General features: G+C 73.7%; 19 protein-coding genes and 1 pseudogene. 3 read left to right on the top strand and 17 right to left on the bottom strand.

Annotated elements, in window-relative coordinates; all coding sequences use genetic code 11:
* Positions 1–53: 53 nt before the first annotated feature.
* The 16 genes from ACLQ2V_RS25850 to ACLQ2V_RS25775 all read right to left on the bottom strand — a co-directional run bounded on the left by ACLQ2V_RS25850 (position 54) and on the right by ACLQ2V_RS25775 (position 18,161).
* A complete protein-coding gene (locus ACLQ2V_RS25850) occupies positions 54–1,112 on the bottom strand; it encodes a substrate-binding domain-containing protein (RefSeq protein WP_425721175.1) in 1,059 nt (352 codons plus the stop codon).
* Entirely contained in the window at positions 1,109–2,257 is a 1,149-nt protein-coding gene (locus tag ACLQ2V_RS25845; RefSeq protein ID WP_425721174.1) for an ABC transporter permease, read from the bottom strand. The genes ACLQ2V_RS25850 and ACLQ2V_RS25845 overlap by 4 nt, the downstream gene beginning before the upstream one ends.
* Positions 2,254–3,768, bottom strand: a complete 1,515-nt coding sequence (locus ACLQ2V_RS25840) for a sugar ABC transporter ATP-binding protein (RefSeq protein WP_425721245.1) — start codon at positions 3,766–3,768, stop codon at positions 2,254–2,256. Before ACLQ2V_RS25840 ends, ACLQ2V_RS25845 begins: the two co-directional genes overlap by 4 nt.
* 164 nt (positions 3,769–3,932) lie before the next feature.
* The gene (locus ACLQ2V_RS25835; protein ID WP_425721173.1) at positions 3,933–5,111 is read right to left on the bottom strand and encodes an ROK family protein; all 1,179 of its coding nucleotides are present in this window, start codon (positions 5,109–5,111) and stop codon (positions 3,933–3,935) included.
* 300 nt (positions 5,112–5,411) lie between these two features.
* Positions 5,412–6,536, bottom strand: coding sequence for a YihY/virulence factor BrkB family protein (locus ACLQ2V_RS25830; RefSeq protein ID WP_425721172.1), 1,125 nt, complete (start codon positions 6,534–6,536; stop codon positions 5,412–5,414).
* Between the two features lie 65 nt (positions 6,537–6,601).
* Positions 6,602–7,411, bottom strand: coding sequence for an ABC transporter permease (locus ACLQ2V_RS25825; protein WP_425721171.1), 810 nt, complete (start codon positions 7,409–7,411; stop codon positions 6,602–6,604).
* Between the two features lie 10 nt (positions 7,412–7,421).
* Positions 7,422–8,225, bottom strand: coding sequence for an ABC transporter permease (locus ACLQ2V_RS25820; protein ID WP_425721244.1), 804 nt, complete (start codon positions 8,223–8,225; stop codon positions 7,422–7,424).
* A 2-nt stretch (positions 8,226–8,227) separates the two neighbouring features.
* Positions 8,228–8,773, bottom strand: a complete 546-nt coding sequence (locus tag ACLQ2V_RS25815) for a hypothetical protein (RefSeq protein ID WP_425721170.1) — start codon at positions 8,771–8,773, stop codon at positions 8,228–8,230.
* A 96-nt stretch (positions 8,774–8,869) separates the two neighbouring features.
* Positions 8,870–9,802, bottom strand: coding sequence for an ABC transporter ATP-binding protein (locus ACLQ2V_RS25810; RefSeq protein WP_425721169.1), 933 nt, complete (start codon positions 9,800–9,802; stop codon positions 8,870–8,872).
* Positions 9,803–9,916: 114 nt separating this feature from the next.
* Positions 9,917–10,540, bottom strand: coding sequence for a hypothetical protein (locus tag ACLQ2V_RS25805; RefSeq protein WP_425721168.1), 624 nt, complete (start codon positions 10,538–10,540; stop codon positions 9,917–9,919).
* Positions 10,540–12,411, bottom strand: a complete 1,872-nt coding sequence (dnaG, locus tag ACLQ2V_RS25800; RefSeq protein ID WP_425721167.1) for a DNA primase — start codon at positions 12,409–12,411, stop codon at positions 10,540–10,542. Before dnaG ends, ACLQ2V_RS25805 begins: the two co-directional genes overlap by 1 nt.
* Before the next feature lie 138 nt (positions 12,412–12,549).
* On the bottom strand, positions 12,550–14,187 hold the full coding sequence (locus ACLQ2V_RS25795; RefSeq protein ID WP_425721166.1) for a BCCT family transporter: 1,638 nt from the start codon (positions 14,185–14,187) through the stop codon (positions 12,550–12,552).
* 120 nt (positions 14,188–14,307) lie between these two features.
* On the bottom strand, positions 14,308–15,582 hold the full coding sequence (locus tag ACLQ2V_RS25790) for a phospholipase D-like domain-containing protein (protein ID WP_425721165.1): 1,275 nt from the start codon (positions 15,580–15,582) through the stop codon (positions 14,308–14,310).
* A gap of 97 nt (positions 15,583–15,679) precedes the next feature.
* Positions 15,680–16,513, bottom strand: a complete 834-nt coding sequence (locus ACLQ2V_RS25785) for a siderophore-interacting protein (protein ID WP_425721164.1) — start codon at positions 16,511–16,513, stop codon at positions 15,680–15,682.
* 19 nt (positions 16,514–16,532) lie between these two features.
* Positions 16,533–17,786 (bottom strand): deoxyguanosinetriphosphate triphosphohydrolase, encoded by a 1,254-nt coding sequence (locus tag ACLQ2V_RS25780; protein ID WP_425721163.1) that lies wholly within the window; start codon positions 17,784–17,786, stop codon positions 16,533–16,535.
* 9 nt (positions 17,787–17,795) lie between these two features.
* Complete coding sequence (locus ACLQ2V_RS25775) at positions 17,796–18,161, bottom strand: VOC family protein (protein WP_425721162.1); 366 nt, start codon at positions 18,159–18,161, stop codon at positions 17,796–17,798.
* Between the two features lie 243 nt (positions 18,162–18,404).
* On the opposite strand from ACLQ2V_RS25775, the gene ACLQ2V_RS25770 reads away from it, so the two are divergent.
* Entirely contained in the window at positions 18,405–18,905 is a 501-nt protein-coding gene (locus tag ACLQ2V_RS25770; RefSeq protein ID WP_425721161.1) for a roadblock/LC7 domain-containing protein, read from the top strand.
* A 101-nt stretch (positions 18,906–19,006) separates the two neighbouring features.
* Here the strand turns inward: ACLQ2V_RS25770 and ppdK are convergent, their stop codons facing one another.
* A complete protein-coding gene (gene ppdK / locus ACLQ2V_RS25765; RefSeq protein WP_425721160.1) occupies positions 19,007–21,796 on the bottom strand; it encodes a pyruvate, phosphate dikinase in 2,790 nt (929 codons plus the stop codon).
* 189 nt (positions 21,797–21,985) lie between these two features.
* On the opposite strand from ppdK, the gene ACLQ2V_RS25760 reads away from it, so the two are divergent.
* Both ACLQ2V_RS25760 and ACLQ2V_RS25755 read left to right on the top strand, forming a co-directional pair.
* Positions 21,986–23,857 carry a family 20 glycosylhydrolase gene (locus ACLQ2V_RS25760; protein WP_425721159.1) on the top strand — a complete coding sequence of 624 codons (1,872 nt, stop codon included), beginning with the start codon at positions 21,986–21,988 and terminating at the stop codon, positions 23,855–23,857.
* 508 nt (positions 23,858–24,365) lie between these two features.
* A pseudogene (locus tag ACLQ2V_RS25755) lies at positions 24,366–24,601 on the top strand (C39 family peptidase); the annotation flags it as partial.

The raw sequence follows: 24,601 nt of genomic DNA, 5'->3' as shown, positions 1-24,601 counted from the left end.
GCCGACCCGCAGCTGACTGTGGTGTGTGGACAAGGTGGGTCTCCCCCCGTGTGTCAGAACCCGAGCTTGAGGTAGCCGCTCGCGTTCTCCTTGGTGATCGTCTCGGAGGCCAGCGTGATCTCCTTGGGCACCTGCAGCTCCACCAGGTCGGACATGCCCCGACCCTGGCCGATGAGCCGGGCCAGCGAGATCGCGGAGGAGGCCATCGACGGGCTGTACGTGACGGTGGCCTTCAGCACGGTGTTGTCGGCCTGGATGTCCTCCATCGCCTTCTTCGAGCCGGCCCCGCCGACCATGAAGAACTCCTTGCGGCCGCTCTGGTTGATCGCGGCCAGCACCCCGATGCCCTGGTCGTCGTCGTGGTTCCAGATCGCGTCGATCTTCTTCAGGGCCTGTAGCAGCCCGGTCGCGGCCTGCTGGCCGGAGTCGACGGTGAACGCCGCCGGGCGGCGGTTGGCGACCTTGAAGCCGCTGGCGGCGAGGGTGTCGGCGAAGCCCTTCGAGCGCTCCTGGGTCAGCTCCAGGGCGTCGACGCCGGGGATCTCGCCGATGACCGGGTTGCTGATCCCCTTGGCCTTGAGCTGGGCCACGATGTAGGTGGCGGCGGCCACCCCCATGCCGTAGTTGTCGCCCTTGATCTGCAACCGGTAGGCCAGCGCGTCGGGGAACGCCCGGTCCAGGTTGACCACGGGGATGCCGGCCTTCATGGCCTCCAGGCCGAACGCGTTGAGCTCCTTGCCGTCGTGCGGCAGCACCACGATCACGTCGGGCTTCTGGGCCAGCAGGGTCGACAGCGCCGCCCGCTGGGCCGCCGCGTCCGCGCCGGCCTCCACAGAGGTGAACTGCACGTCGGCGTACGCCCCGGCCTGCGCCTTGGCGTTGTTGGTGACGGCGGCGAGCCAGCCGTGGTTGGCGGCCGGGGCGGAGAAGCCGATGGTCACCTTCTTGCCGGGGCTGGCGTTGCCGCCGCCGGCGCCCTCGGCCGCCTTGGTCTGCGCCACGGTGGGCGCCGCCTCGTTGCTCGTGCAGGCGGTGAGCAGTGCGCCGGCGCCGAGTGCGGCCCCGCCGAAGAGCAGCCGACGGCGCGGCAGGTCCCGCTTGTGCTGGGTCATGATGACCTCCTGGGAGAGGGGTTCGTGGTAGGCCGGTTGCGGCCGAGGAAGCGGGTGAGGCTGCCGAACTGGAACTGCTGGACCAGCACGGCGGCCACGATGATCCCGCCCTTGACCATGTTCTGCGCCTCCGTGGAGAGGCCGTTGATGGCGAAGAGGTTCGTGATGGTGGAGAAGATGACCACCCCGAGCAGGGAGCCGACGATGGTGCCCCGCCCGCCGCTGAGCAGCGTCCCGCCGATGATCGCGGCGGCGATCGCGTCCAGCTCGTAGAGGCTGGCCATCTCCGCCTGCGCGGAGGTGGCCTGCGCGGTCAGCATGATCGCGGCGATGCCGCAGCAGAGCCCGGAGAGCGCGTAGAGCAGCACGGTGTGCCGGCGCACGTCGATGCCGGCGAGCCGGGTGGCCTCCGGGTTGCCGCCGACGGCGACGGTGCGCCGGCCGAACGTGGTGCGGTTGAGCAGCACCCAGCCGACGGCCACCACGGCGACGAGGAGGTAGACCAGCAGGGGGATGCCGAAGAGGTCGGTGCTGGCGATGCCGTTGATGGTGGTGTTGGCCGACACCTGGGTCTGTTTGCCGGAGATCTGGGCGGCCAGGCCCCGGGCGGCCACCATCATGGCCAGCGTGGCGATGAAGGGCACCAGCCGGCCGTACGCCACGAGCAGCCCGTTGACCAGGCCGACGCAGAGCCCGACGGCGAGCGCCGTGAAGATCATGCCGCCCGCGCCGTAGCCCTGGGTGGCCAGCGTGGTGCACCAGACCCCGGCCAGCGCGACGATCGCGCCGACCGAGAGGTCGATGCCCCCGCCGATGATCACGAACGTCATCCCGACGGTGACCACGCCGACCACCGAGGCGAGCTTGAGGATGGTCAGCACGTTGCCCCACACCCAGGCCGAGTCGCCGTACAGGTCGGGGCGGGTGGCGACGCCGATCAGCACCAGCGCCACCAGGACGCCGGTCAGGCCGAGGTTGCGCCGGGTGCCCTCGCCGCCCTCGCCGCGCCACCAGGAGAGCCGGCGGGGAGCGCCGCCGCCGTGGCCCGGCTCCGTGCCGGCCGCCGCCGTCACGGCCGGCTCCACGGGCGGGGACTGGGCCGGCAGCGCAGCCGGCCGGTCCGCGATGGGGGTGGTGTCGGTCATGCTGGCGCGCCTTCCATCAGGGACCCCGCCATCACGAGGTCGAGCACCGCGTTCTCGTCGAGTTCGCCGGCGGCCGCCGTGCGCACCACCCGGCCCTCCCGCATCACCAGCACCCGGTCGGCCAGGCCGAGCACCTCGGGGACCTCGCTGGAGACCAGCAGCACCCCCACACCCCGGGCGGCCAGCCCCCGGATCACCTGGTACAGCTCGGCGCGCGCGCCGACGTCCACGCCCCGGGTGGGCTCGTCGAGCAGCAGCAGCCTGGTGTCGCCGAGCAGCCACCGCCCGACCACCACCTTCTGCTGGTTGCCGCCGCTGAGCGTGCGCACCATTCGGCGTACGTCACGGGGGCGCAGCTCCAGCGCGTCGGCGATCCGCTGCGCCTCGGCCCGCTCCCGCCCGGCGTCGGTGAAGCCGAGGCGGGCGTACCGGCCGAAGGTGGACAGGGTGACGTTGCGGTGGATCGGCTCGCCGAGCAGCAGCGCCTGGCTCTTGCGCTCCTCCGGTGCCAGGCCCACGCCGGCCCGGACCGCCGCGCCGACGCTGCCCGGACGCAGGGCGCGCCCGCCCATCCGGACCGTGCCGGCGTCCGCGCGGCGGGCACCGTAGATGGTCTCCAGCAGCTCGGAACGGCCGGAGCCGACCAGCCCGGCGATCCCGACGATCTCGCCGGCCCGCACCCGCAGCGACACGTCGGCGAACTCGCCGGCCCGGGTCAGCCCGTCGACGCGCAGCAGCTCCGCGCCGGAGTCGCCGTCGTCGGCGGGGCGGTCGGGGAAGACGTACTCGATGCTGCGGCCGGTCATCCGGGCGACCAGGTCGCGGGTCGGGGTGTCGCGCGCCGGCAGGTTCGCCGCGGTGGTCCGGCCGTCCTTGAGTACGGTCACCCGGTCGCCGATTTCGCGGATCTCCTCCAGCCGGTGCGAGATGTAGATGACGGCGATGCCCCGCGCGGTGAGCTCCCGGATGATCCGGAACAGGTTGGCCACCTCGTCGTGGGCCAGCACCGCGCTCGGCTCGTCCATGACGATCAGTCGGGCCTCGTGGGAGAGCGCGCGGGCCATGCTGACGATCTGTTTGCCGGCCGCCGGCAGCGCCCGCACCAGGCGGCCCGGTGGGATCTCGCCGTGGCCCAGCCGGCTCAGGATCTCCCTTGTCCGGCGGGCCAGCCGGCCCCGGCGGACGAAGCCGGCGACGCGCGGCTCGTGGCCGAGGAAGGCGTTCTCCGCCACCGACAGGTCGTCGACCAGGTCGAGCTCCTGGTAGATGGTGGCGATGCCGGCGCGCATGGCGGCCTGCGGGTCGCTGAACTCGACAGGCTCCCCGCGCCACTGGATGCGGCCGGAGTCGGGGCGGTGCACCCCGGCGAGGACCTTGATCAGGGTGGACTTGCCGGCGCCGTTCTGCCCGAGCAGGCAGTGCACCTCGCCGGCCCGCACCTCCAGCTGCACCCCGTCCAGCGCGCGGACGCCGGGGAACGTCTTCACCACGTCGGTCAGCCGCAGCACCACCTCGCCCGCGACGACGTCGGCGGGGGCCGCGACCAGCGGGGTGGCCGCGCCGGGATCGCCGCCCGGCGCGTCGCCTGGCCTGCCGGCCGGCGGGGTGGCGGCCCTGTCGTCCCGCGCGTCGGCGGGATCGCCGGCCGGCGCGTCGCCGGCGCCGGTGTGGGCGCTCACGAGGCCTCTCCGAAGGCCACGTCGCTGGCGAGCACGGCCGCCCCGGCCACCCCGGCGCGCGGACCCAGCTCGGAGAGGACGACCGGCAGGTTGCCGGTGGCCAGCGGCAGCGACCGGCGGTAGACCACGCTGCGGATCTCGGCCAGCAGGATGTGGCCGAGCTGGGCCAGCCCGCCGCCGATGACGATCATCGACGGGTTGGTGAAGCTGACCAGGCCGGCCAGCACGCCGCCGACCCGCCGGCCGCCGTCGCGGATGAGCTGGATGCAGGTCACGTCCCCCTCGACGGCGCACTCGGCGACGTCGAGGGCGGTGACCGCGCCCCGCGCGGAGAGCCGCTCGGCCAGGGCCGGGGACGCGCCGGAGCGCGCGACGGCGTTCGCCTCCCGGGCCAGCGCCGCGCCGCTGAACAGCGCCTCCAGGCAGCCGGCGTTGCCGCAGGAGCAGATCGGGCCGTGCGGGTCGACCTGGATGTGGCCGATGTCGCCGGCGCAGCCGTCGGTGCCCCGGTAGACCGCGCCGGCCAGGTAGATCCCGCACCCGATGCCGGTGCCGATCTTGACGAAGAGGAAGTCGTCCACCGAGTGGGCGACCCCGCCGTGCCGTTCGCCGATCGCCATGATGTTGACGTCGTTGTCGACCACCGCCGGGCAGCCGTGCTCGCGGGTCAGCAGCTCGCGGACGGGGAACCGGTCCCAGCCGGGCATGATCGGCGGCGAGACGGGCACCCCGTCGCGGAAGCTGACCGGGCCGGGCACGCCCACGCCGACCGCGTGCAGCCGCTCGTACGCCCCGTCGGCCCGCGCCTTGTGCAGCAGCTCGTTGACCCGCTGCAGGGTCACCTTCGGGCCGTTGCGGATCTCGGCCTGCTCGGTGTAGGCGGCGATCGGCTCCAGCCGGCCGTCGACCACCTCGACGTCGATCGAGCTGGCGCCGAGGTCGACGGCCGCGAAGCGCAACTGCGGGTTCAGCTCCACCAGGGTGGAGCGACGCCCGCCCCGAGACGCCGCGAACCCGGCCTCGGCCACGTAGCCGAGGCTGACCAGCCGCGCCAGCTCGGCCAGCAGCCGGGGGCGGGGCATCTGCAACCGGTCCCCGAGTTCGGCCCGGGACACCGCGCCCTCGTCGCGGAGCAACCGCAACAGCCGCAGGTGCATGGGCTCCAGCGTGCGCACCGGCACTCACCTCCGCGTCCGAGCCACACATCGTCCACACGCGACGTGTTGTGTTCGACACAGTAGGAGGCTTCCGCGCGACGTGTCCAGAGCTTCGGCCAATCCGGCCCTAACTTTCGTACGTTCTAACGAAAGTCCCCGAATGGTTCGGATTGGACCGCTCTGCGGCCCGGCGCACGACGGCGGGGCGGCACCCCCGCCCACGACGAAGGGTGCGGCACCTCGCGGTCGGCACGAAGGCCCACCGGGAGGTGCCGCACCCACGATCGATCGACCTGCCACCCCCGCCGGGGGCGACGGTCAGCGCGCGGCGGACTTGCGCTGCTTCTTCTTCAGCTTGCGGTCGTCGCGCAGCTCGACGTACGGCTCCACGTCGGCCGGGTGCCCGGCGGCGATCGCCCGGCCCCGCTCCAACTCGGCGTCGAACTCCGCGCCCAGCAGGATCGCGATGTTGCTCAGCCAGAGCCAGACCAGGAAGATGATCACGCCGGCCAGCGCCCCGTACGTCTTGTTGTACGAGCCGAAGTTGCTGACGTAGAGGGCGAACCCGCCGGAGACCAGCAGCCAGATCACCACGGCCAGCACGCCGCCGGGGCTGACCCAGCGGAACCCGCCGTGCCGGGCGTTCGGCGAGGCCCAGTAGAGCACCGCGAACATCAGGCTGACCAGCACCAGCAGCACCGGCCACTTGGCGATGTTCCAGACCGTGACCGCCGACGAGCCGATCCCGATGGCGCTGCCCGCCTCCTCGGCGAGCCGGCCGGTGAAGACCACGATCACCGCGCTGACCACCAGCATCACCCCGACCAGCGCGGTGACCCCCACCCGGATCGGCAGGGTCTTCCAGATCGGCCGCCCCTCCGGCACGTCGTAGATGCTGTTGGAGGCCCGCATGAACGCGGCGACGTACCCGGAGGCGGACCAGAACGCGGCGAGCAGACCGATGACGGCGGCGACGCTGGCCGCCCCGCCGGCGTTGGTCGCCTGGTCGATAGCGGTCGAGATGATCTGCCGGACGCTGCCCTCGGGCACCGCCTGGTTGACCGTGTCCTTGACCCCCTCGGTGGCGCTCGGGCCGAGCAGCCCGAGGATCGAGACGAGCACCAGCACCCCGGGGAAGATCGACAGCACGCTGTAGTAGGTCAGCGCCGCCGCCCAGTCGGTCAGGCTGTCCTCCTGGAACTCCCGGACGGTGCGCTTGAGCGTCGCCATCCAGCCGGCTCCGGAGAGGCCTGTCGGGCTGTCCGGCCCCTCGTCCGGCCCGACCGGCCGGGCCGCGGTCGCGGTGCGCGCGTCGTCGTGGTCGCCCCCGTCCCGGGCCGTCGCGGTGCGCGCGTCGTCCCGGTCGCGCTCGCCCCGAACGGTCGCGGCGGGCGCGTCGTCCCGGTCGCGCCCACCCCGGGCGGAAGTCTCGTCAGAGGCCATCGCCCCTCCTCAAGGTCACGGTGTGTCCGCATGGACATGCCCTGCGACCGTCACCGCTAATCCCGCTACCGGTACAGCCGCCGACCCATCCGGCGCGCCGCCACCGCCAGGCCCACCCCGGTGAGCACCAGCAGGTACGCCACGTCGAGCAGCCAGGACCAGCCGCCGTCGCCCAGCCCGATGCCGCGCAGCAGGTGCACCGAGCGGTACAGCGGGGTCACCTCCACCAGCCAGCGCAGCGCCGTCGGGTAGGCCGAGGCGGGCACGAACGTGCCGGAGAAGAGGAAGAGGGTGAACTGGGCCGAGCTCAACAGGTCGAAGTCCTGCCAGCTGCGCAGGAGGGTCGCCAGCGTCATGCCGAGCGCCCCGAACGCGAAGCCCACCAGCACCGCCGCCGGGAACGCCAGCAGCGCCCGACCCACGGTGGTCAGGCCCATCGCCACCATCACCGACAGGAACGCCGCCGAGTACGCGCTGCCCCGGATCATCGCCCAGGCCAGCTCGCCGAGGGCGATCTCGAACGGCCGCACCGGAGTGGCGATCACCCCGTCGTAGAGCCGCATGTACTTCATCTTGCCGAAGAAGTTGAAGGTGGTCTCCGCCAGCGCGCCGTTCATCGCCGACGCGGCGAGCATCGCCGGGGCGACGAAGGCCGCGTACGACACCGCCCGGCCGCCGGGGAGGGTGAGGTCGCCGACGAGCCCGCCCACCCCGACGCCGATGGAGAAGAGGTAGAGCAGCGGCTCGAGGAAGCCGGAGACGAGCAGCAGCCAGTAGACCGGCCGCAGCGCCGCCACGTTGCGCTCGGCCACCGAGGCGGCGCGCCGGGACGCGGCGGAGAGACCGGCCAGCCGGGGCAGGAGAAAGGTGACCACGGTGCCCTCCCTAGACGATGAGCCGGCGACGGAACGCGCGGTGGGCCAGCAGCCAGCCGCCCACCACCCAGGCGGCCAGGTAGAGCAGGTGCCCGACGACCGACCCCTGCGGGGCGACGCCCAGGGTGGCCGCCCGGCACAGGTCCACGCCGTGCCAGAGCGGGGTCGCGTACGCCAACCAGCGCAGCGCCGCGGGCAGCGACTCGACCGGGAAGAACACCCCGGCGAAGAGCGTCATCGGGATGACCGCGAAGCGGAACGCCATGGCGAGCCAGCTGTCGCTGTCGACCACCGCCGCGTACGCGAACAGCGGCGCGGCCAAGGCCAGGCCGACCAGCCCCGCGACCGGCACCACGGCCAGCGCCCACGGCGACCGCAGCGCCCCGAACAGGGCGGTCACCAGCAGGAACGCCACGATGGAGGCGAGCACCCGGAACAGCACGTAGAGCAGGTGGCCGGCGAGGATGTCGCCCACCCGCAGCGGCGTGGCGCCCTGCGCGAAGTAGACCTTCGCCCACTCGAAGTTGCTGTAGACCGGCCAGGTCGAGTCGGCGACCGCCACCTGCAGGGCGGTCGAGGCCATCAGGCCGGGCACGATCCAGTCGAGGTAGCGCACCCCGTCGACGCCCTGGTCGATGTAGGCGCCCACGCCCAGCCCGAAGCCGACCATCGTGAGCACCGGCAGCAGGAACGAGGAGAACGCCCCGGACCGCCAGGTGCGCCGGTAGCCCACCAGGAAGTAGCTCAGCACCGCCAGGGCCGGCACCCTCGGCAGCGCCGGCCGGGCCGGGGCCGGCGGCTCCCCTCGCGTCACGCTCACCGGTGCAGCGCCTTCGACCGGGGCGCGGTGACCAGCGCCCACACCCCGTACGCCCAGAGCAGCAGCCCGAGGCCGACGCCGACGACCAGCCCGGGTGCCACCGCCGAGGCGAGGCCGACGACGAGCCCGGCGAGGGCGACCAGGCAGGTCGCCACCCCGAGCAGCGGCAGGCGCGGGTCGCGCAGCAGCGGGGCGAGAGGAAAGAAGTGCGCGCCGACGACGCCGCCGACCAGCACCGGGGCGTACGCCGAATGCCCGAGCGCCGCCAGCGCCGCCGCGCCGAGGCCCGCCACGGCGAACTCGGTCAGCACGATGAGCAGGTACCGGCGCTGGCCCGCGCGGTCCACGCCGGCACCCGCCTCGGGGCGGGCGCGGGCCGCGACGACCCCGCCGGCCACCGCCGTGGCCAGCGCGGCGAGGCTGCCGGCCACCAGCAGCGCCCGCAGCGGTTGGCCGGTCGCCGGGACGCTGAACCAGAGCGCGGCGAAGACGCCGAGGTAGCCGGCGGCCAGTCCGGCCTGACGCCGGGGGACGGTGAGCATGGTCGGCCTTTCGTTGGTCGCTCGGCGGGGGCACCGAGAGCTGGTCGGTCGACGGGGGGCGGTCGCCGGTCGAGTCGATGGAGGGCCGGTCGCGGGTCAGTCGACGAGGGTGCGGCCGGTGAGGTGCAGGAAGACGTCCTCCAGGCTGCTGCGCCGCACCAGCACGGTGGCCGGGGTAAGCCCTCGCGCGGTGACGTCGGCCACCGCCGCGTCGCCGTCGGCGACGTAGAGCAGCACCCGGTCGGGCAGCACCTCGATGCGCTCGGCCAGCCCGTCGAGCTTGCCGGCGAACGCCTCCTGCGACTCGGCGGCGAAGCGCAGCTCGACGACCTCCCGGGTGGAGTGCCGCTCGATGAGCTGCCGGGGCGAGCCCTCGGCCACGATCCGGCCGCCGTCCATCACCACCAGCCGGTCGCAGAGCTGCTCGGCCTCGTCCATGTAGTGGGTGGTGAGCACCAGCGTCACGCCCTGGCGCTTGAGCCGGAACAGCCGCTCCCAGACCAGGTGCCGGGCCTGCGGGTCGAGCCCGGTGGTGGGCTCGTCGAGCAGCACGATGTCGGGCTCGTTGACCAGTGCGCGGGCGATGGTGAGCCGCCGCTTCATGCCGCCGGAGAGGGGGTCGACCAGGCTGTCGGCCCGCTCCGTGAGCTGGACGAAGTCGAGCAGCTCGGCGGCGCGCTCGCGGGCGACCCGGCGCGGGATGCCGAAGTATCGGGCGTAGGTGGTCAGGTTCTCCCGGACGGTCAGCTCCGGGTCGAGGTTGTCGAGCTGGGGGCAGACGCCCAGCCGGGCCCGGATCGCCGACCCGTCACGCACCGGGTCCAGGCCGAGGATGCGCAGCTCGCCACCACTGGGCGGGGAGATGCAGCCGATCATCCGCATGGTCGAGGACTTGCCCGCCCCGTTGGGCCCGAGGAACCCGAAGGCCTCCCCCGCCCGCACCTGCACGTCGATGCCGTTGACGGCGGTGAAGTCGCCGAACCGCTTCACCAGCCCTCGCGCCGCAATCAGTGGCTCCCCCGTCGTCACGGCCCGACCCTACCCACCCGTACCGACATCCTGACCGGCAATTTGCTGCCGCCCGCACGGAGCGTGCTTACTCTTGTTGCGCCCGACCGGCCCGCCCGAGCCGCCCGGCGGGGCCTAGAGGTCGGCGGGGGCGGTGGCGGCCCGCGCGGCGGCGACCAGGCGGTCCGTCTCGGCGATCACCGGCTCGTCGTCGGCGGGGGTGCCGGGGTCGTAGCGGACCGTCCAGCTCAGACCGTCCACGCCGGAGACCCGGCGCGCGGCGATCCGGCCGGCGCCGCCGGGCACCGGGTGGTGCCTGGTGTACGTCACCGAGCGGGTCACCCGCGCCCGCACCTGATGCGGCAGCTCCCCCGGATCGAGCAGCAGGTACGTCTCGGCCGGGCCGTCGGCCACCACCAGGTAGCCGGCGCGCTCGGCGACCCGCTCGGCGGGGGTGACGGTCAGCTCGCGACCCGACCAGACGGCCTTGAGGATCTCGTGCCAGCCCAGCCGCTGCCCGCGCCCGGGCAGCCAGAGCCCGAGGTTGGTGGCGACCAGCACGCCTTCGCCCGCGCCGGCACCAGCAACCGCGCCGGCATCATCGGCCGCCCCCGCAGCATCGGCACCGTCGACCGCGCCGGCACCGTCGGCCGCGCCCGGGCCCTTGCCGGCAGCCGCCCAGGCGAGCACGCGCTCGTCGTCGGCCAGCGGGGGACGGGCCGCCGGGGGCAGCTTCCGCTTACGACCGAACAGTCCCATCACAGCCCTCCCGCAGCCTGCTCACGCAGCCCTCGCGCGTGCTGCTCCAACGAGAGCAGCTCCCCGAAGAGCGCGAAGTACTCGTCCTTGTTGCTGACCGGGTTGACCCGCTGGATCTTGGACTTGAGGTCCCTGATCCGGCCGGTCACCGACCCCCACTGCAACTGGGCGACGGTCACCGAGACGTACCGTGGGTCGGGCTCGCCGTCGATGCGCAGCGGCTCCACGGCCAGCTCGCCGACCAGTGCCCGCGCGGTGAGGTCGTCGCAGGCGTCGCGGACGGCCTCGACCCAGACCGCCCCGCCGGTCGCGGCGGCGGCCCCGCCGGCCGTCGCGATGGCCTCCCGCACGGCCACGTGCACCGGGTGGCGGTACTCGGAGGCCTCGATCGCGTCGAACATCGGGCCGGCCAGCACCGGCTCCTGGAGGGCGAGCTTCAACGCCTCCCGCTCGACCAGGGTGTGCGGGCTCTCCGGGGCGGGCGCGGGCCGCCCGGCGCGGGCGGGTGCGGCGCGGCTGTCCCCGCCGGGCTGGCCGGAGGCGGCGGCGAGGACGGCCCGTTGCACGGGCTCGATCTCCATGCCGAGGTCGCCGGCGAGCTTGCGGACGTACTCGGGGCGTTTCTCCCGGTCCTTGATCTTCGCCACCAGGGGGGCGGCCCGGCGCATCGCCTCCACCCGGCCGTCGACGGTGTCCAGGTCGTACCGGCTGATCATGTGACGCAGCGCGAAGTCGACCAGCGGCTCGCGGCGGGCGACCAGGTCACGGACGGCCAGGTCGCCCTTTGCCAGGCGCAGGTCGCACGGGTCCATGTTGTCGGGGCTGACCGCGATGAAGGTACGCCCGACGAAGCGCTGGTCGTCGTCGAAGGCGCGCAGCGCGGCCTTCTGCCCGGCGGCGTCGCCGTCGAAGGTGAAGATGACCTCGCCGGCCACGTCGTCGGTGTCCAGCAGCAGTCGACGCAGCACCGAGATGTGGTCCGCGCCGAACGCGGTGCCGCAGGTGGCCACGGCGGTGGGCACCCCGGCCAGGTGGCAGGCCATCACGTCGGTGTAGCCCTCGACGACGACCACCTTGCCCTGCTTGGCGATCTCCCGCTTGGCCTGGTCGATGCCGTAGAGGACGTGCGACTTCTTGTAGATCGGCGTCTCGGGGGTGTTGAGGTACTTCGGGCCGTCGTCGTCGTCGAAGAGCTTGCGGGCACCGAAACCGATCGTGTCGCCGGTGATCTCCCGGATCGGCCACATCAGCCGGCGGCGGAACCGGTCGATGAGCGTGCCGGAGCGCGACGGCCGGGAGAGCCCGGCGGTGACCAGCTCGTCGTGGGTGAAGCCCTGCTGGCGCAGGTGCTTGGTGAGCAGGTCCCAGGCGTCCGGGGCGAACCCGCAGCCGTAGCGCTGGGCGGCGGCCCGGTCGAAGCCGCGCTGGGCGAGGAACTCCCGGGCCGGGCGGGCCCCGGCGGTGCCGAGCTGGGCGGCGTAGAAGTCGACGGCGGCGGCGTGGGCGGCGACCAGGCGCTGCCGTTGGCCCTGCGCGGGGCGGGCGCGCGGGGCGGACGTGTCGTTCTCGACGTAGCGCAGCTGGATGCCGGCGCGGGCGCCGAGCCGTTCGACGGACTCGACGAAGCTGAGGTGCTCGGCGTCCATCAGGAACTTGATCGCGTCGCCGCCGGCCCCGCAGCCGAAGCAGTACCAGACGTTGCGGGCGGGCGAGACGTTGAACGACGGGCTCTTCTCGTCGTGGAACGGGCAGAGCCCCTTGAGGTTTCCGCCGCCGGCCGACCGGAGGGTCACCGTGTCCGAGATGACCTCCGCGATCGAGGTGCGCTCCCGGACCAGCGCGATGTCCTCGTCCCGGATCCGCCCAGCCATTCGCCACACCCCCTCGGCCCTACATCCTGCCCTGCCGGCGACGACGCCCGGCGGCGGGGGCACGGGGGTCGGGGCGCGTGGGCACGGCGGGCCCGGAGCGGCGGCCCAGCGGTGGCGACGGGTCGGCGAGGCGGCGCCTCAGCGGGGGCGGCGGCGCAGGTAGCGGGTGACCGGCGGGCCCTCCTCGTCGTACGACCGGGTGGCGCGGACGGCGGCGGCCAGCCCGTGCCGACCGGTGCGCGGGGCCTGCGGCCGCATCGCCGGATCGCGGTACAGGTCCCGGACCAGCGCCACGGCCAGGCCGAGCAGCACCACCAGGAACGGCAGCGCGACCAGGATGGTGGCCTGTTGCAGCGCGTCGAGCCCGCCGGCCAGCAGCAGCGCGGCGGCGACGGCACCGATCAGCACGCCCCAGAGCACCACCAGCCCCCGGTGCGGCCGCAGCGCCCCCCGGGAGGTCAGCGAGCCGAGCACCAGCGACGCCGAGTCGGCGCTGGTGACGAAGTAGAGCGCGATCAGCACCATGGCGAGCACGCTGCTCACCGCCGCCAGGGGCAGCGCGGCCAGCAGCCCGAACAGCGCCTGCTCGGTGCCGGCGGCCACGTCGGCGACCAGGTCCCGGGTGCCGGTGGCCTGGGTCCGCAGCGCGGTGCCCCCCATCACCACGAACCAGACCACGCTCGCGCCGCTGGGCACCAACAGGACGCCGGTGAGGAACTGCCGCACCGTACGCCCCCGGGAGATGCGGGCGATGAAGCTGCCGACGAACGGGGCCCAGGAGATCCACCACGCCCAGTAGAAGATCGTCCACGCGCCGAGCCACGCCGGGTCGGTGAAGGCCCCGGTGCGGGTGGACATCACCACGAGGTTGCCCAGGTAGTCGCCGACCGCGGCGGGCAGCACCTGGAGCGTGTAGATCGTCGGCCCGACCACGAAGACGAAGAGCATCAGCGCCACGGCGAGGACCACGTTGGTGGTGGAGAGCCACTTGACCCCGCGGTGCAGCCCGGAGAGGGCGGAGATGACGAAGGCCAGGGTCAGCGCGCCGACCACGATCAGCGCCAGCGCCCGGGTGGCCTCGACCCCCGCCACCAGTTCGAGGCCGGCGGCGACCTGTAGCGCGCCGAGGCCGAGGCTGGTGGCCGTGCCGAAGACCGTGGCGAAGACGGCCAGCAGGTCGACCACCTGCCCGGCCGCCCCGTCGGCCCGCGCGCCGAGCAGCGGGTGGAAGGCCGCCGAGATGCGGTTGTCGCGGCCCCGGCGGAACGTCGAGTACGCCAACGCGAGCCCTGCGATGGCGTAGATCCCCCACGGGTGCAGGGTCCAGTGGAACAGCGTGTACTGCATGGCCGCCGAGGCGGCCGCGCCGCTCTGCGGTGCCACCGCGCTGGCCGGGGGCGGGGTGGCGAAGTGCTGGATCGGCTCGGCCACCGCGAAGAAGACCAGGCCGATGCCCATTCCGGCGCTGAACATCATGGCGATCCAGGCCAGCGTGTTGAACTCCGGCTGGTCGTCGTCTGCGCCGAGCCGGATCCGGCCGAAGCGCGACAGCGCGAGCACCACGGCGAGCACCAGGAAGGCGTTCGCGCCGATCACGAAGAACCAGCCGAAGGTGTCGATCGCCCAGGCCAGCCCGGACTCGCCGAAGCTCGACAGCGAGCCCCGGGCCAGCACCCCCCAGGCCACCACGGCGAGGACCCCGGCCACGCTCACCCCGAGGACCACCGGGTCGGGCCGGTGGGTCCCCTCGCGTGCCTCCCGCGCCACGTCGGCCATGCGCACCTCCGCTGCCCATCCTGGGCCGGGCGGGCCCCGTCCGGCGCTCGAATCGGCGATTCCGCGCCGGACGGGGGGCCGGTTCCCGCCGGGGGCGGGTGGACCGGGGCGCTTTCTTGATCAGTAGACGCAGCTGCCGTTGTCGGGGTTGACGCACTTCGCCCGGCCCCAGAGGGTGGCGAAGTTGGCGCGGTAGTCGGCCGAGACCGTCGGGTGCTCGATCTTGAGGAACGTCTCGTCGTGGTTCCTGAGCGCCGGGCCGGTCAGGTTGTGCGAGCCGGTGAAGACGATGGTCCGCCCGGCCGAACCGTTGTAGTTGCCCTTCACCACGAGGTACTTCGAGTGCACGGTGACCGTCCGGCCGTCGACGTTGCTCGCCTCGGCGTCCCAGTACTTCTTCAGCGACACGTTCGCCGAGCCGCGCAGGGTGCCGTACACCTGGTCGCCCATCTCGCCGTAGACCACCCGGACCTTGCAGCCGAGCCGGGCCACGCGCAGCAGTTCGGCGGCGACCGCCGGGCGGGCGTCGGTGAACATCGCCTGCGCCACGTCGATCGCGCACCCGCTCTCGTACGTGGTGACGTAGCTCAGGACGTTCTCGACGGTGTCGCCGCTGGCTCGGGGCGAGTGGTAGACGGTCACCGCCGTGGTGGGCGACTTGAAGTACCCGTCGGCGGCGGCGTAGTAGTTGGTGTTCTTCCGCTCGGCGCGCAGCTCGTTGAAGTAGCGGGTGAAGTGGTCGTACAGGTCGTAGTCGCCGTGCACGACCACGGCGTTGTTGTAGAGGTTGTTCTGCGAGAACGTCAGGTTCTGCGAGGCGACCAGGACCACCCGCTTCATCGTCCCCGAGGTGGAGAAGGTGAAGAACTTGTTGTGGTTGATCGAGTTCGCGTGGTTGCCGACGCACGCGCTCGACCCGGCCACCGACGCCGCCGAGGTGCCGCAGAAGACCAGGTCGTCCAGGCCGGCCCCGCGCAGGGTCGAGATCCCGGCGTTGGCCGGGTCGAGGTTGACCTTGCTGTCGCCCTCCCGGTCGACCGCCAGCCGCACCAGCACGCCCCGGGCCGCCGCCCGCTTCAGCGCCTCGGCGACCACCGGCGAGGTCCAGCTGTACATCGCCCCCCGGATGTACGCCCCGGCCGGAGCGCCGTCGGCCAGCCGGACGATCTCGTCCTCGATGCTGCGGTCCCGGGTGCCGTCCTCGGCCGGCACGTTGAACACGGTGTACGCGTCGAACGCGGCCAGCGGTGCCGCCTCGCCGGCGAGGTCGGGGGCCACCCCGGCCGGCGCGGGGGCGGCGTCGGACGGGCCTGCGGCGGCGGGAGCAGGTGCCACGGAGAGGGCGACGAGGGCGACGAGGGCGAGCAGCCCGGCCGCCCGGCTACGAATACTCATGGGCGTGTGTCTATTCCATCGCGGCGATCGGGACAACCCCGCCAGCCCGGGACGCGATCCATCGGGGGCGGATCCACCGCCGGCGGCCGTGGCGCGCTCAGGCGGTGGCGGTGATCTCCTCCGCCTCGACCTGACGGTTCCAGTCGGCCTTGCTGGAGCGCCAGCCCTCGTCGTCCATGCCGCGCCGCCAGTAGCCGGAGATGGAGAGCCGCTCGCGGGGCACGCCGCGCTCGACGCGCAGCAGTCGGCGCAGCTCGCGGACGAAGGTCGCCTCGCCGTGCACGAAGGCGTGCACGTCGCCGGCCGGGAAGTCCAGCGCCCGCACGGCCGTCACCAGCGCCTCGCCGACGGGACGGTCGCCCCGGTGCAGCCAGGTCAGCTCCACCGCTCCCGCGCTGGGCAGCGGCTGCTCCTCGGCGGCGTCGGAGATCTCCACGAAGACCTTCGCCGGCGCACCGAGGGGGAGCCGGGCCAGGGCGGCGGCGATCGCCGGCAGGGCGCTCTCGTCGCCCACCAGCAGGTGCCAGTCGGCGTCGGGGCTCGGCGCGTACGCCCCGCCGGGGCCGACGAACATCACCGGGTCGCCGGGGCGCAGCCGGGCCGCCCACGGGCCGCCCACCCCCACGTCGCCGTGGTGCACGATGTCGATGGTCAGCTCGCCGGCCGCCGGGTCCCAGGCGCGCAGCGTGTACGCCCGCAGCCGGGGCCACTGCTGCGGAGGCAGGTCCCGGCGGATCGCGGCGAGGTCGACCGGCTCCGGGTAGGTCACCCCGGGCGGCGCGAAGACCAGCTTGACGTAGTGGTCGGTGTGCTCGCCCACCGGCAGCCCGGTCAGCTCCTCGCCGCCGAGGACCAGCCGGACCACGTGCGGGGTGGGTCGCTCGGTGCGCAGGACCCGGGCGGTGGTGACGCTCTTCGATCGCTCCGTCATATGGGTAGGCTAACCTAAGTCACGCCCGATCCGCGAGGAGCCGCTCGTGCCAGGCCGACGCGGCCGGGTCGGTGAGCGAGGCCACCTGGTCGATCACCACCCGCAGCCGCGCCGCGTCGTCCGGCGCGGCCCGCCAGAGCGGGGCGAAGACCGGATCCAGCGCCTCCGGCGCGCGCCGCCCGAGGGCGAAGACCAGCTCGGCGAGGATCTGCCGCTGCCGCTCGTACCGGCACTCGGCCCCGGGGCGGCGCATCACGTAGCGCAGCGCGATGCCCTTGAGCAGCGCGCACTCGGCCCGGACCCGGCGCGGCACCACCAGGTCGGCCGCGTACCGGCGCAGCGGGCCGGGGCCGTGGCGCTCCCGGGTGGCGGCCACCACCCACGAGACGAACCGGCCGGTGACCAGGCTGGTGGTGGCCTTCAACGCGACCTGGGCGCGGTGGCTGCCGTCGTACCCGGCCAGCGGGGCGAGCACCGGGTCGGCGAGCAGTTCGACCAGCACCCCGCCCAGGTCGCTCGCGGACTCCCCGGAGTACGTCTCGGCCACGTCGGCGCAGAGCGCCGCCCGCTCGTCGGCGTCGACCAGCAGCGGGTGGAGGCTGACGTACCCGCCGTGCACGCCGTCCTCGACGTCGTGCACCGAGTACGCCACGTCGTCGGCCCAGTCCATCACCTGCGCCTCCAGGCAGCGCCGCCCCGGCGCGGGGGCGTCGGCGCGCAGCCAGTCGAAGACGGGCCGGTCGTCGGCGTACACCCCGAACTTGCGCTCCCCGGCCCGGCGCGGCCAGGGGTACTTGCCGGTCGCGTCGAGCGCGGCCCGGGTCAGGTTGAGCCCGGCGGAGCCGCCGTCCGAGGCGAGCACCTTGGCCTCCAGCCGGGTGAGCACCCGCAGCGTCTGCGCGTTGCCCTCGAAGCCGCCGCAGGCCGCGGCGAGCCCGTTCAGCGCGGCCTCGCCGTTGTGCCCGAACGGCGGGTGCCCGAGATCGTGCGCCAGCCCGGCGGTGTCCACCACGTCGGGGTCGCAGCCCAGCCGGGCACCCATCTCCCGGGCGATCTGCGCCACCTCCAGCGAGTGCGTCAGCCGGGTACGCAGGAAGTCGTCGGTGCCGGCGACGTGCACCTGGGTCTTCGCGGCGAGCCGGCGGAACGCCGCGGAGTGCAGCACCCGCGCCCGGTCCCGCTGGTACGGCGACCGGCCGTCGGCGTCCTTGGGCGGCTCGGCGACCCAGCGTTCGGCGTCGGCCGCCGCGCCGACGGCGTGTCGATCGTCCATTGCGTCCCGCTACCCGCGCTGCCGCAGCACGCAGAACTCGTTGCCCTCGGGGTCGGCCAGCATGATCCAGTCGACGTCGCCCTGCCCGACGTCGCCCTGCCCGACGTCGACGTGCCGGGCGCCCATGTCGACCAGCCGCTCGACCTCCGCCTCCTGGTCGGCCGGGCGCAGGTCCAGGTGCAGCCGGTTCCTGACCTGCCGGTCCTCGGGGGCCGGCACGAAGACCAGGCCGGGAAGGCGGTCCGGGGACTGTCGGATCTCCACCTGGCCGGGCCGGTCGGCGACCACCTGGTAGCCCAGCGCCTCGGCCCACCAGCGGGCCAGCCGGGCGGGATCCCGCGCGTCCACGGTCAGACTTTCCCAGACGCTGGTCATGCGGTCTCACCCTCCCACCGGCGATACGACATCTCGCGCGCCCAGGCTACGCCGCGACGGCGCGGACGGCGCGGCGACAACCGCCCGGGGAACGGTTGCGCAACAGCCGATCAGTCGATTGTTGTCGACCGATTGCCGACCGCCCCAGGGGTCGCGGCCCGACGTGGCGGGCGGTAGCGTCGTCGCAGCGGAACGTTACATCAGATTCACTTGTCTGAATGAGCCCGACGGGGAGTGACGCTCGTGGACGTTGACACGGTGCTGGCGGCGGAGCTGCGCGGGCTGCGCCTGCGCCGCCCCGAGGTCGCCGGTGCGGTGCTCGCCGGCACCGACGGCCTGCTCATCTCCAGCGACCTGCCGAGCACCGACGCCACCCACCTGGCGGCCCTGGCCGCCGCCAGCTTCGGCCTGGGCAACCGGGTCGCCGACACGGTGCGCCACGGCGAGTTCCGGGAGTCGGTGGTGCACACCGCCCGGGGGTGCGTGGTGACCTACCCGGCCGGTCGGCATGCCCTGCTCACCGTGATCGCCGCCGCCGGCACCGACCTGGCGACGCTGCACCCGCAGGCCCGGGAGGTGGCCCACCGGGCCGGTTCCGTGTTCGACCGGCAGCGCACCACGGTCGTCGCCGGGCCGCTGCCGGACCCGCATGCCCCGCTGGCCATGCGGACCCCGATGGCGACGCTGCCGGGGCGCTCCCCCAACGCGCCCCGCGCCACCGGCTGGCGACGCCCGCCGATCTGAGCCCGTCGGCCCCGGTGGGGGTGCGTGCGGCTCACCCACCGGGGCCGGCGCCCATCGTCACCACCCGCCGTCCGCCGCCCGCCGGTCGAGCGGGCTGGCGGTCAGCGGCTGTCGGAGCCGGCGCTCTCCACCACGGCCCGCCCCGCCTCCAGCCGGGCCACCGGGACCCGGAACGGCGAGCACGAGACGTAGTCCAGCCCCACCTCGTGGAAGAAGTGGACCGACTCCGGGTCGCCGCCGTGCTCACCGCAGACGCCGAGTTTCAGGTCCGGCCGGGCGGCACGCCCCTCCTCGGCGGCGATGCGCACCAGCCGACCCACCCCGTCGCGGTCGATCGACTCGAACGGCGAGATGCCGAAGATGCCCAGCTCCAGGTAGCGCCAGAAGAACGCGCCCTCCACGTCGTCGCGGGAGAAGCCCCAGCCCATCTGGGTCAGGTCGTTGGTGCCGAAGGAGAAGAACTGCGCCGCCTCGGCGATCTGCCCGGCGGTCAGCGCCGCCCGGGGCACCTCGATCATCGTGCCGATCAGCACCTCGACGCCGCTGTCGCCGACCACCTCGGCGATGATCTTCTCGGCCTCGGCGCGTACCGTCTCCAGCTCCTGCACCGCGCCGACCAGCGGAACCATGATCTCCGGGCGGGCCGCCCGGCCCTCGCGGGTGACCCGGACGGCGGCCTCCGAGATCGCCCGGACCTGCATGGCGAAGAGCCCCGGGATGACCAGGCCGAGCCGGACCCCGCGCAGCCCCAGCATCGGGTTCTCCTCGTGCATCCGCCGCACGGCCGCCAGCAGCGCCTCCTCCTTGGCCACGTCCTCGCCGCGCTCCTGGGCGACGGCCACGTTGACCGCGAGCTGCTCCAGCGGGGGCAGGAACTCGTGCAGCGGCGGGTCGATCAGCCGGACGGTGACGGGCAGCCCGTCCATCTCCCGGAAGATCTCCACGAAGTCGTCGCGCTGCAACGGCAGCAGGGCGGCCAGGGCGGCCTGCCGGTCGGTGTCGGAGCGGGCCAGGATGAGCCGCTCGACCAGCTCGCGCCGGTCGCCGAGGAACATGTGCTCGGTGCGGCACAGCCCGATGCCCTCCGCGCCGAAGCGCCGGGCCCGCGCGGCGTCCGCGCCGGTGTCCGCGTTCGTCCGCACCGCCAGCCGCCGCCGGGCGTCGGCGTGCGTCATGATCCGGTGTACGGCCCGGACCAGCGCGTTGTCGACGTGCGCCGGGTCGAGGCTGCCCTCGAAGTACTGCACCACCTCCGACGGCATCACCGGCACCTCACCCAGGTAGACCCGGCCGGTGGTGCCGTCGATGGAGACGACGTCGCCCTCGGTGACGGTGTGCCCGCCGACGACGAACTTCTTCCCCGGCACGTCCACTTCGATCTCGTCGGCGCCGGAGACACAGGTCTTGCCCATCCCCCGGGCCACCACGGCGGCGTGGCTGGTCTTGCCGCCGCGCGAGGTGAGGATGCCCTGGGCGGCGATCATGCCGGTGAGGTCGTCCGGGTTGGTCTCCCGGCGGACCAGGATCACCGCCTTGCCCTCGGCGGCCAGCTCGACCGCCCGGGCGGAGGTGAAGACCACCGCGCCCGACGCCGCGCCCGGGGAGGCACCGATGCCCCTGGCCACCGGCGCGAAGTCGTGCTCGAGCTGGAACCGGGGGAACATCAGCTGGGCGAGCTGCGCGCCGGTGACCCGGTGCAGCGCCTCGTCCAGGTCGATCAGGCCCTCGTCGACGAGCTGCCCGGCGATGACGAACGCCGCCGCGGCGGTGCGCTTGCCGACCCGGGTCTGCAGCATCCAGAGCTTGCCGCGCTCGATGGTGAACTCGATGTCGCAGAGGTCGCGGTAGTGCTCCTCCAGCCGGGCCATGATGCCGAGCAGTTCGTCGTAGGAGGACTTGTCCAGCCGCTCCAGCTCCTGCAACGGCACGGTGTTGCGGATGCCGGCGACCACGTCCTCGCCCTGGGCGTTGGCCAGGTAGTCGCCGTAGATGCCCTGCGCCCCGCTGGCCGGGTCGCGGGTGAAGGCGACGCCGGTGCCGGAGTCCGGGCCGAGGTTGCCGAAGACCATGGCCACCACGTTGACCGCGGTGCCGAGGTCGGCCGGGATGCGCTCCTGGCGGCGGTAGAGGATCGCCCGCTCGGCGTTCCACGACTCGAAGACCGCGCGGATGGCCAGGTCGAGCTGCTCGCGCGGGGACTGCGGGAACTCCCGCCCGGTGTGCTTGGCGAAGATCTTCTTGTACGCGTCGACCAGCCCGCGCAGGTCGTCCGCGTCCAGGTCCAGGTCGTCGCCGGTGCCCTTGGCGCGCTTGACCTCGTCGAGGGCGTGCTCGAACTCGTCGCCGGGCACGTCGCAGACGGTCTTGCCGAACATCTGGATCAGCCGCCGGTAGGAGTCCCAGGCGAACCGGTCGTTGCCGCCGGAGGCGGCCGGGTCGGCTCCGCCGCCGGAGGCGGCCGGGTCGGCTCCACCGCCGGAGGCGGGCGAGTCTCCCCTGCCGCCGGCCTGTCGGGCGAGCCCTTCGACGCTGCGGTCGTTGAGGCCGACGTTGAGGACGGTCTCCATCATGCCGGGCATGGAGAACTTCGCCCCCGAGCGGACGGAGACCAGCAGCGGGTCGTCGGGGTCGCCGAGCCGGCGCCCCATCACCCGCTCCAGCGACTCCAGGTGCGCCTCGATCTGCCCGGCCAGCCCGTCCGGCTCCCGGCCCGTCGCGAGGTACGCCTTGCACGCCTCGGTGGTGATCGTGAAGCCAGGGGGAACGGGCAGGCCCAGGTTGGTCATCTCGGCGAGGTTGGCGCCCTTGCCCCCGAGGAGGTCCCGCAGCTCCCTGTTGCCCTCGGAGAAGTCGTAGACGTACTTGCTGTCGACCGTCTCTTGCGCTGCCACCAAAGCCTCCCACACGCGTCGGCATTGACACTTAACGAAGGTTCAGTTGCCCATACCCCGGCCTTGACCACGGCTAATCCGGTTTCCGCCGGGGATCGGTGGGCGAAGATTAAGCGACCGCCGCGCGACGTGGGACCGTTCGGTGACAATCTGCACAGTTATCCCCCCTGACCCCGTCCGTACCAGTTTGTGGAAACGCTTCCACACGCACGTTCGCGCAAGCCAGCCCCGTCGCACCCTGGTCGTACACCCGCCCTGCCTCCCCTCCACGCCCCCGGAGCCGCCGCCGTGCCACCCCTTGCCCCACGTACCCCCGCGACCGGCCGCCACCCCGTCGTCCCGGCCGGGCCGCCGGGTGACCGCCGCACCCCGCCCGCGCCGGGCCGGCTCGACGACGTGGTGCCCGCCCCCGAGCACGTCGAGCCCGATCCCGCCGCCGACTTCACCCTGCCGGCCGACGTGGTCCTGCGGGTCGGCCCCGACCCGGCCGCCCGGGACGTCGCCGAGCACTTCGCCGCCCTGCTCCGCCCGGCCACCGGCTACCCGGTCCCGGTGACCGAGGCCGCCCCGGCCCCCGACGGCGTCCTGACCCTCGCCCTGACCGCTGCCGGCCCCGACACGACCCCGGACGACCCCGGCGCCGGTCGGCACCCGGTCCGCGGGTCGGACCGGGCCGGGGACCTCGCGCTCGGCGCGGAGGGCTACCGCCTCGACGTACGGCCCGACGGGGTGCGGCTCACCGCCGCCGCCCCGGCCGGGCTGTTCCACGGCGTGCAGACCCTGCGCCAACTCCTGCCGGCCGCGATCGAGAGCCCGACCCCGGTCACCGGGCCCTGGACCGTGCCCGGCGGGCTGCTCGTCGACCGGCCCCGGTTCCCGTACCGGGGCGCGATGCTCGACGTGGCCCGGCACTTCTTCGCGGTGGCGGACGTGCTGCGCGTGATCGACCTCCTGGCCCGGTACAAGCTCAACCACCTGCACCTGCACCTCACCGACGACCAGGGCTGGCGGATCGCCGTCGACGCCTGGCCCCGGCTGGCCACCGTCGGCGGGGCCACGGAGGTCGACGGCGGCCCCGGGGGCCACTACAGCGCCGCCGACTACCGACGCATCGTCTCCTACGCCGCCCGCCGGCACGTCACCGTCGTACCGGAGATCGACCTTCCGGGGCACACCAACGCCGCGCTGACCGCGTACCCGGAGCTGGCTCCGGGCGGGGTCGCGCCGCCGCCGTACACCGGCACCGAGGTCGGCTTCAGCCACGTCGAGCCGACCGACGAGCGCACGTACGCCTTCGTCGCGGACGTGCTGCGCGAGGTGGCCGCCCTCACCCCCGGGCCCTACCTGCACATCGGCGGGGACGAGGCGTTCAAGGTCCCGGCCGACGTGTACGCCCGGTTCGTCGAGCGGGTGCAGCAGATCGCCGCCGGCACCGGCAAGACGGTGGTCGGCTGGCACCAGATCGCCCCCGCCGGTCACCTGGACGGGCGAATCCTGCAGTGGTGGGGCACCAAGCCGAACGACCCGGTGACCGCCGAGGCCGTCCGGCGCGGCGCCCGCCTGATCCTCTCCCCCGCCAACCACACCTACCTGGACATGAAGTACGCCCCGGACACCGCGATCGGGCACGACTGGGCGGCGCTCATCGACGTGGCCCGCGCCTACGACTGGGATCCGGGCACCCACCTGGCCGGGGTGCCGGCCGAGGCGGTGCTCGGCGTGGAGGCCCCGCTCTGGACCGAGTCGGTCACCTCGCTCGCCGAGATCGAGTTCATGCTGCTGCCCCGGTTGCCCGCCGTCGCCGAGCTGGGCTGGTCGCCCCCGCAGGCCCACGACTGGCCCGCCTTCCGCACCCGCCTCGCCGGCCACGCCGCCCGCTGGCGTACCGCCGGCATCACCTTCCACCGCTCCCCCGAGATCCCCTGGCCCGCGGAGCACGACACCCCGCCCACCACCGCCGACCTCACCACCGGCGACAGTGCCACTGCCGACCGGGCGACAGCAGTGCCCACCCAGACCCGCCCCGATCGGGCAGCCGACACCAACGCATCCCCAACCTGACCCGCCGGGGCCCCGCGCCCCATCCTCCGAACCGCCCCGACCTCGCACCTCGCGTGGCCAAGATCCGCGCATTTTCCCCGAAAATGCTGCCTCATTCGGACTTGGAGGCGACATCTTCCCCAAAGATGCGCGGATCTTGACCTCACGGGTGCCCCCTCGGCGACGTGACCCGGGCGGCGGATGCCCGGAATGTCACGGACGTGGGGGTTCGGATGGGCTCGGTGGGCGGAATTCGGGTGGGGGCCGGGGCGTTGTACATGGTCCAGCGGGCACGAGCCGGCCCCGGCAACGCCGAGAGCAAGCCACCCGTGGAATGCCCGCCCGACCGGCACGGTTACACCCTCGGGCACGCCGAGCCGAGCCGATGGAATGCCCGGCCGACCGGCTTGGTTACACCCCCGGCGCAGCGAGCCGAGCGAGCACACGCCGAAGTCGCGCACCCCCCTTGAGCAGTCACGCGCCCCCGTTGTGCAGTCGCGTATCCCCCGAGCAGAGGAGCACGCCGATCATGCGTACCGATCTGATCCGTAGGACCGCCCTGACCGCCGCCGCCCTCGCCGCCACCGGCGCCGGCATCGCCGCCCCCGCCATCGCCCACGCCGCCCCCACCACCACCCACAGCGCCACCAGCGCGCAGACCGGACACAAGAACACCAACGAGCGGCAGCTCGACGTCCGCTACGAAGCCCAGCCCAACTTCTACTACTGCGGCCCCGCCGCCGCCCGCAACGCCCTCAGCGTCCA

The organism is Micromonospora sp. DT233 (assembly GCF_049841815.1).
Classification (GTDB): Bacteria; Actinomycetota; Actinomycetes; order Mycobacteriales; family Micromonosporaceae; genus Micromonospora.
The sequence above is the reverse complement of the archived record's forward strand: the minus strand, read 5'-3'. Positions and strand labels throughout refer to the sequence as shown.

Bases quoted from the DNA above. Each gene is read 5' to 3' on its own strand.
- ACLQ2V_RS25850 (WP_425721175.1), bottom strand. From the start codon at position 1,112: ATGACCCAGCACAAGCGGGACCTGCCGCGCCGTCGGCTGCTCTTCGGC.
- ACLQ2V_RS25845 (WP_425721174.1), bottom strand. From the start codon at position 2,257: ATGACCGACACCACCCCCATCGCGGACCGGCCGGCTGCGCTGCCGGCC.
- ACLQ2V_RS25830 (WP_425721172.1), bottom strand. From the start codon at position 6,536: ATGGCCTCTGACGAGACTTCCGCCCGGGGTGGGCGCGACCGGGACGAC.
- ACLQ2V_RS25815 (WP_425721170.1), bottom strand. From the start codon at position 8,773: ATGCTCACCGTCCCCCGGCGTCAGGCCGGACTGGCCGCCGGCTACCTC.
- ACLQ2V_RS25805 (WP_425721168.1), bottom strand. From the start codon at position 10,540: ATGGGACTGTTCGGTCGTAAGCGGAAGCTGCCCCCGGCGGCCCGTCCC.
- dnaG (WP_425721167.1), bottom strand. From the start codon at position 12,411: ATGGCTGGGCGGATCCGGGACGAGGACATCGCGCTGGTCCGGGAGCGC.
- ACLQ2V_RS25795 (WP_425721166.1), bottom strand. From the start codon at position 14,187: ATGGCCGACGTGGCGCGGGAGGCACGCGAGGGGACCCACCGGCCCGAC.
- ACLQ2V_RS25790 (WP_425721165.1), bottom strand. From the start codon at position 15,582: ATGAGTATTCGTAGCCGGGCGGCCGGGCTGCTCGCCCTCGTCGCCCTC.
- ACLQ2V_RS25785 (WP_425721164.1), bottom strand. From the start codon at position 16,513: ATGACGGAGCGATCGAAGAGCGTCACCACCGCCCGGGTCCTGCGCACC.
- ACLQ2V_RS25780 (WP_425721163.1), bottom strand. From the start codon at position 17,786: ATGGACGATCGACACGCCGTCGGCGCGGCGGCCGACGCCGAACGCTGG.
- ACLQ2V_RS25775 (WP_425721162.1), bottom strand. From the start codon at position 18,161: ATGACCAGCGTCTGGGAAAGTCTGACCGTGGACGCGCGGGATCCCGCC.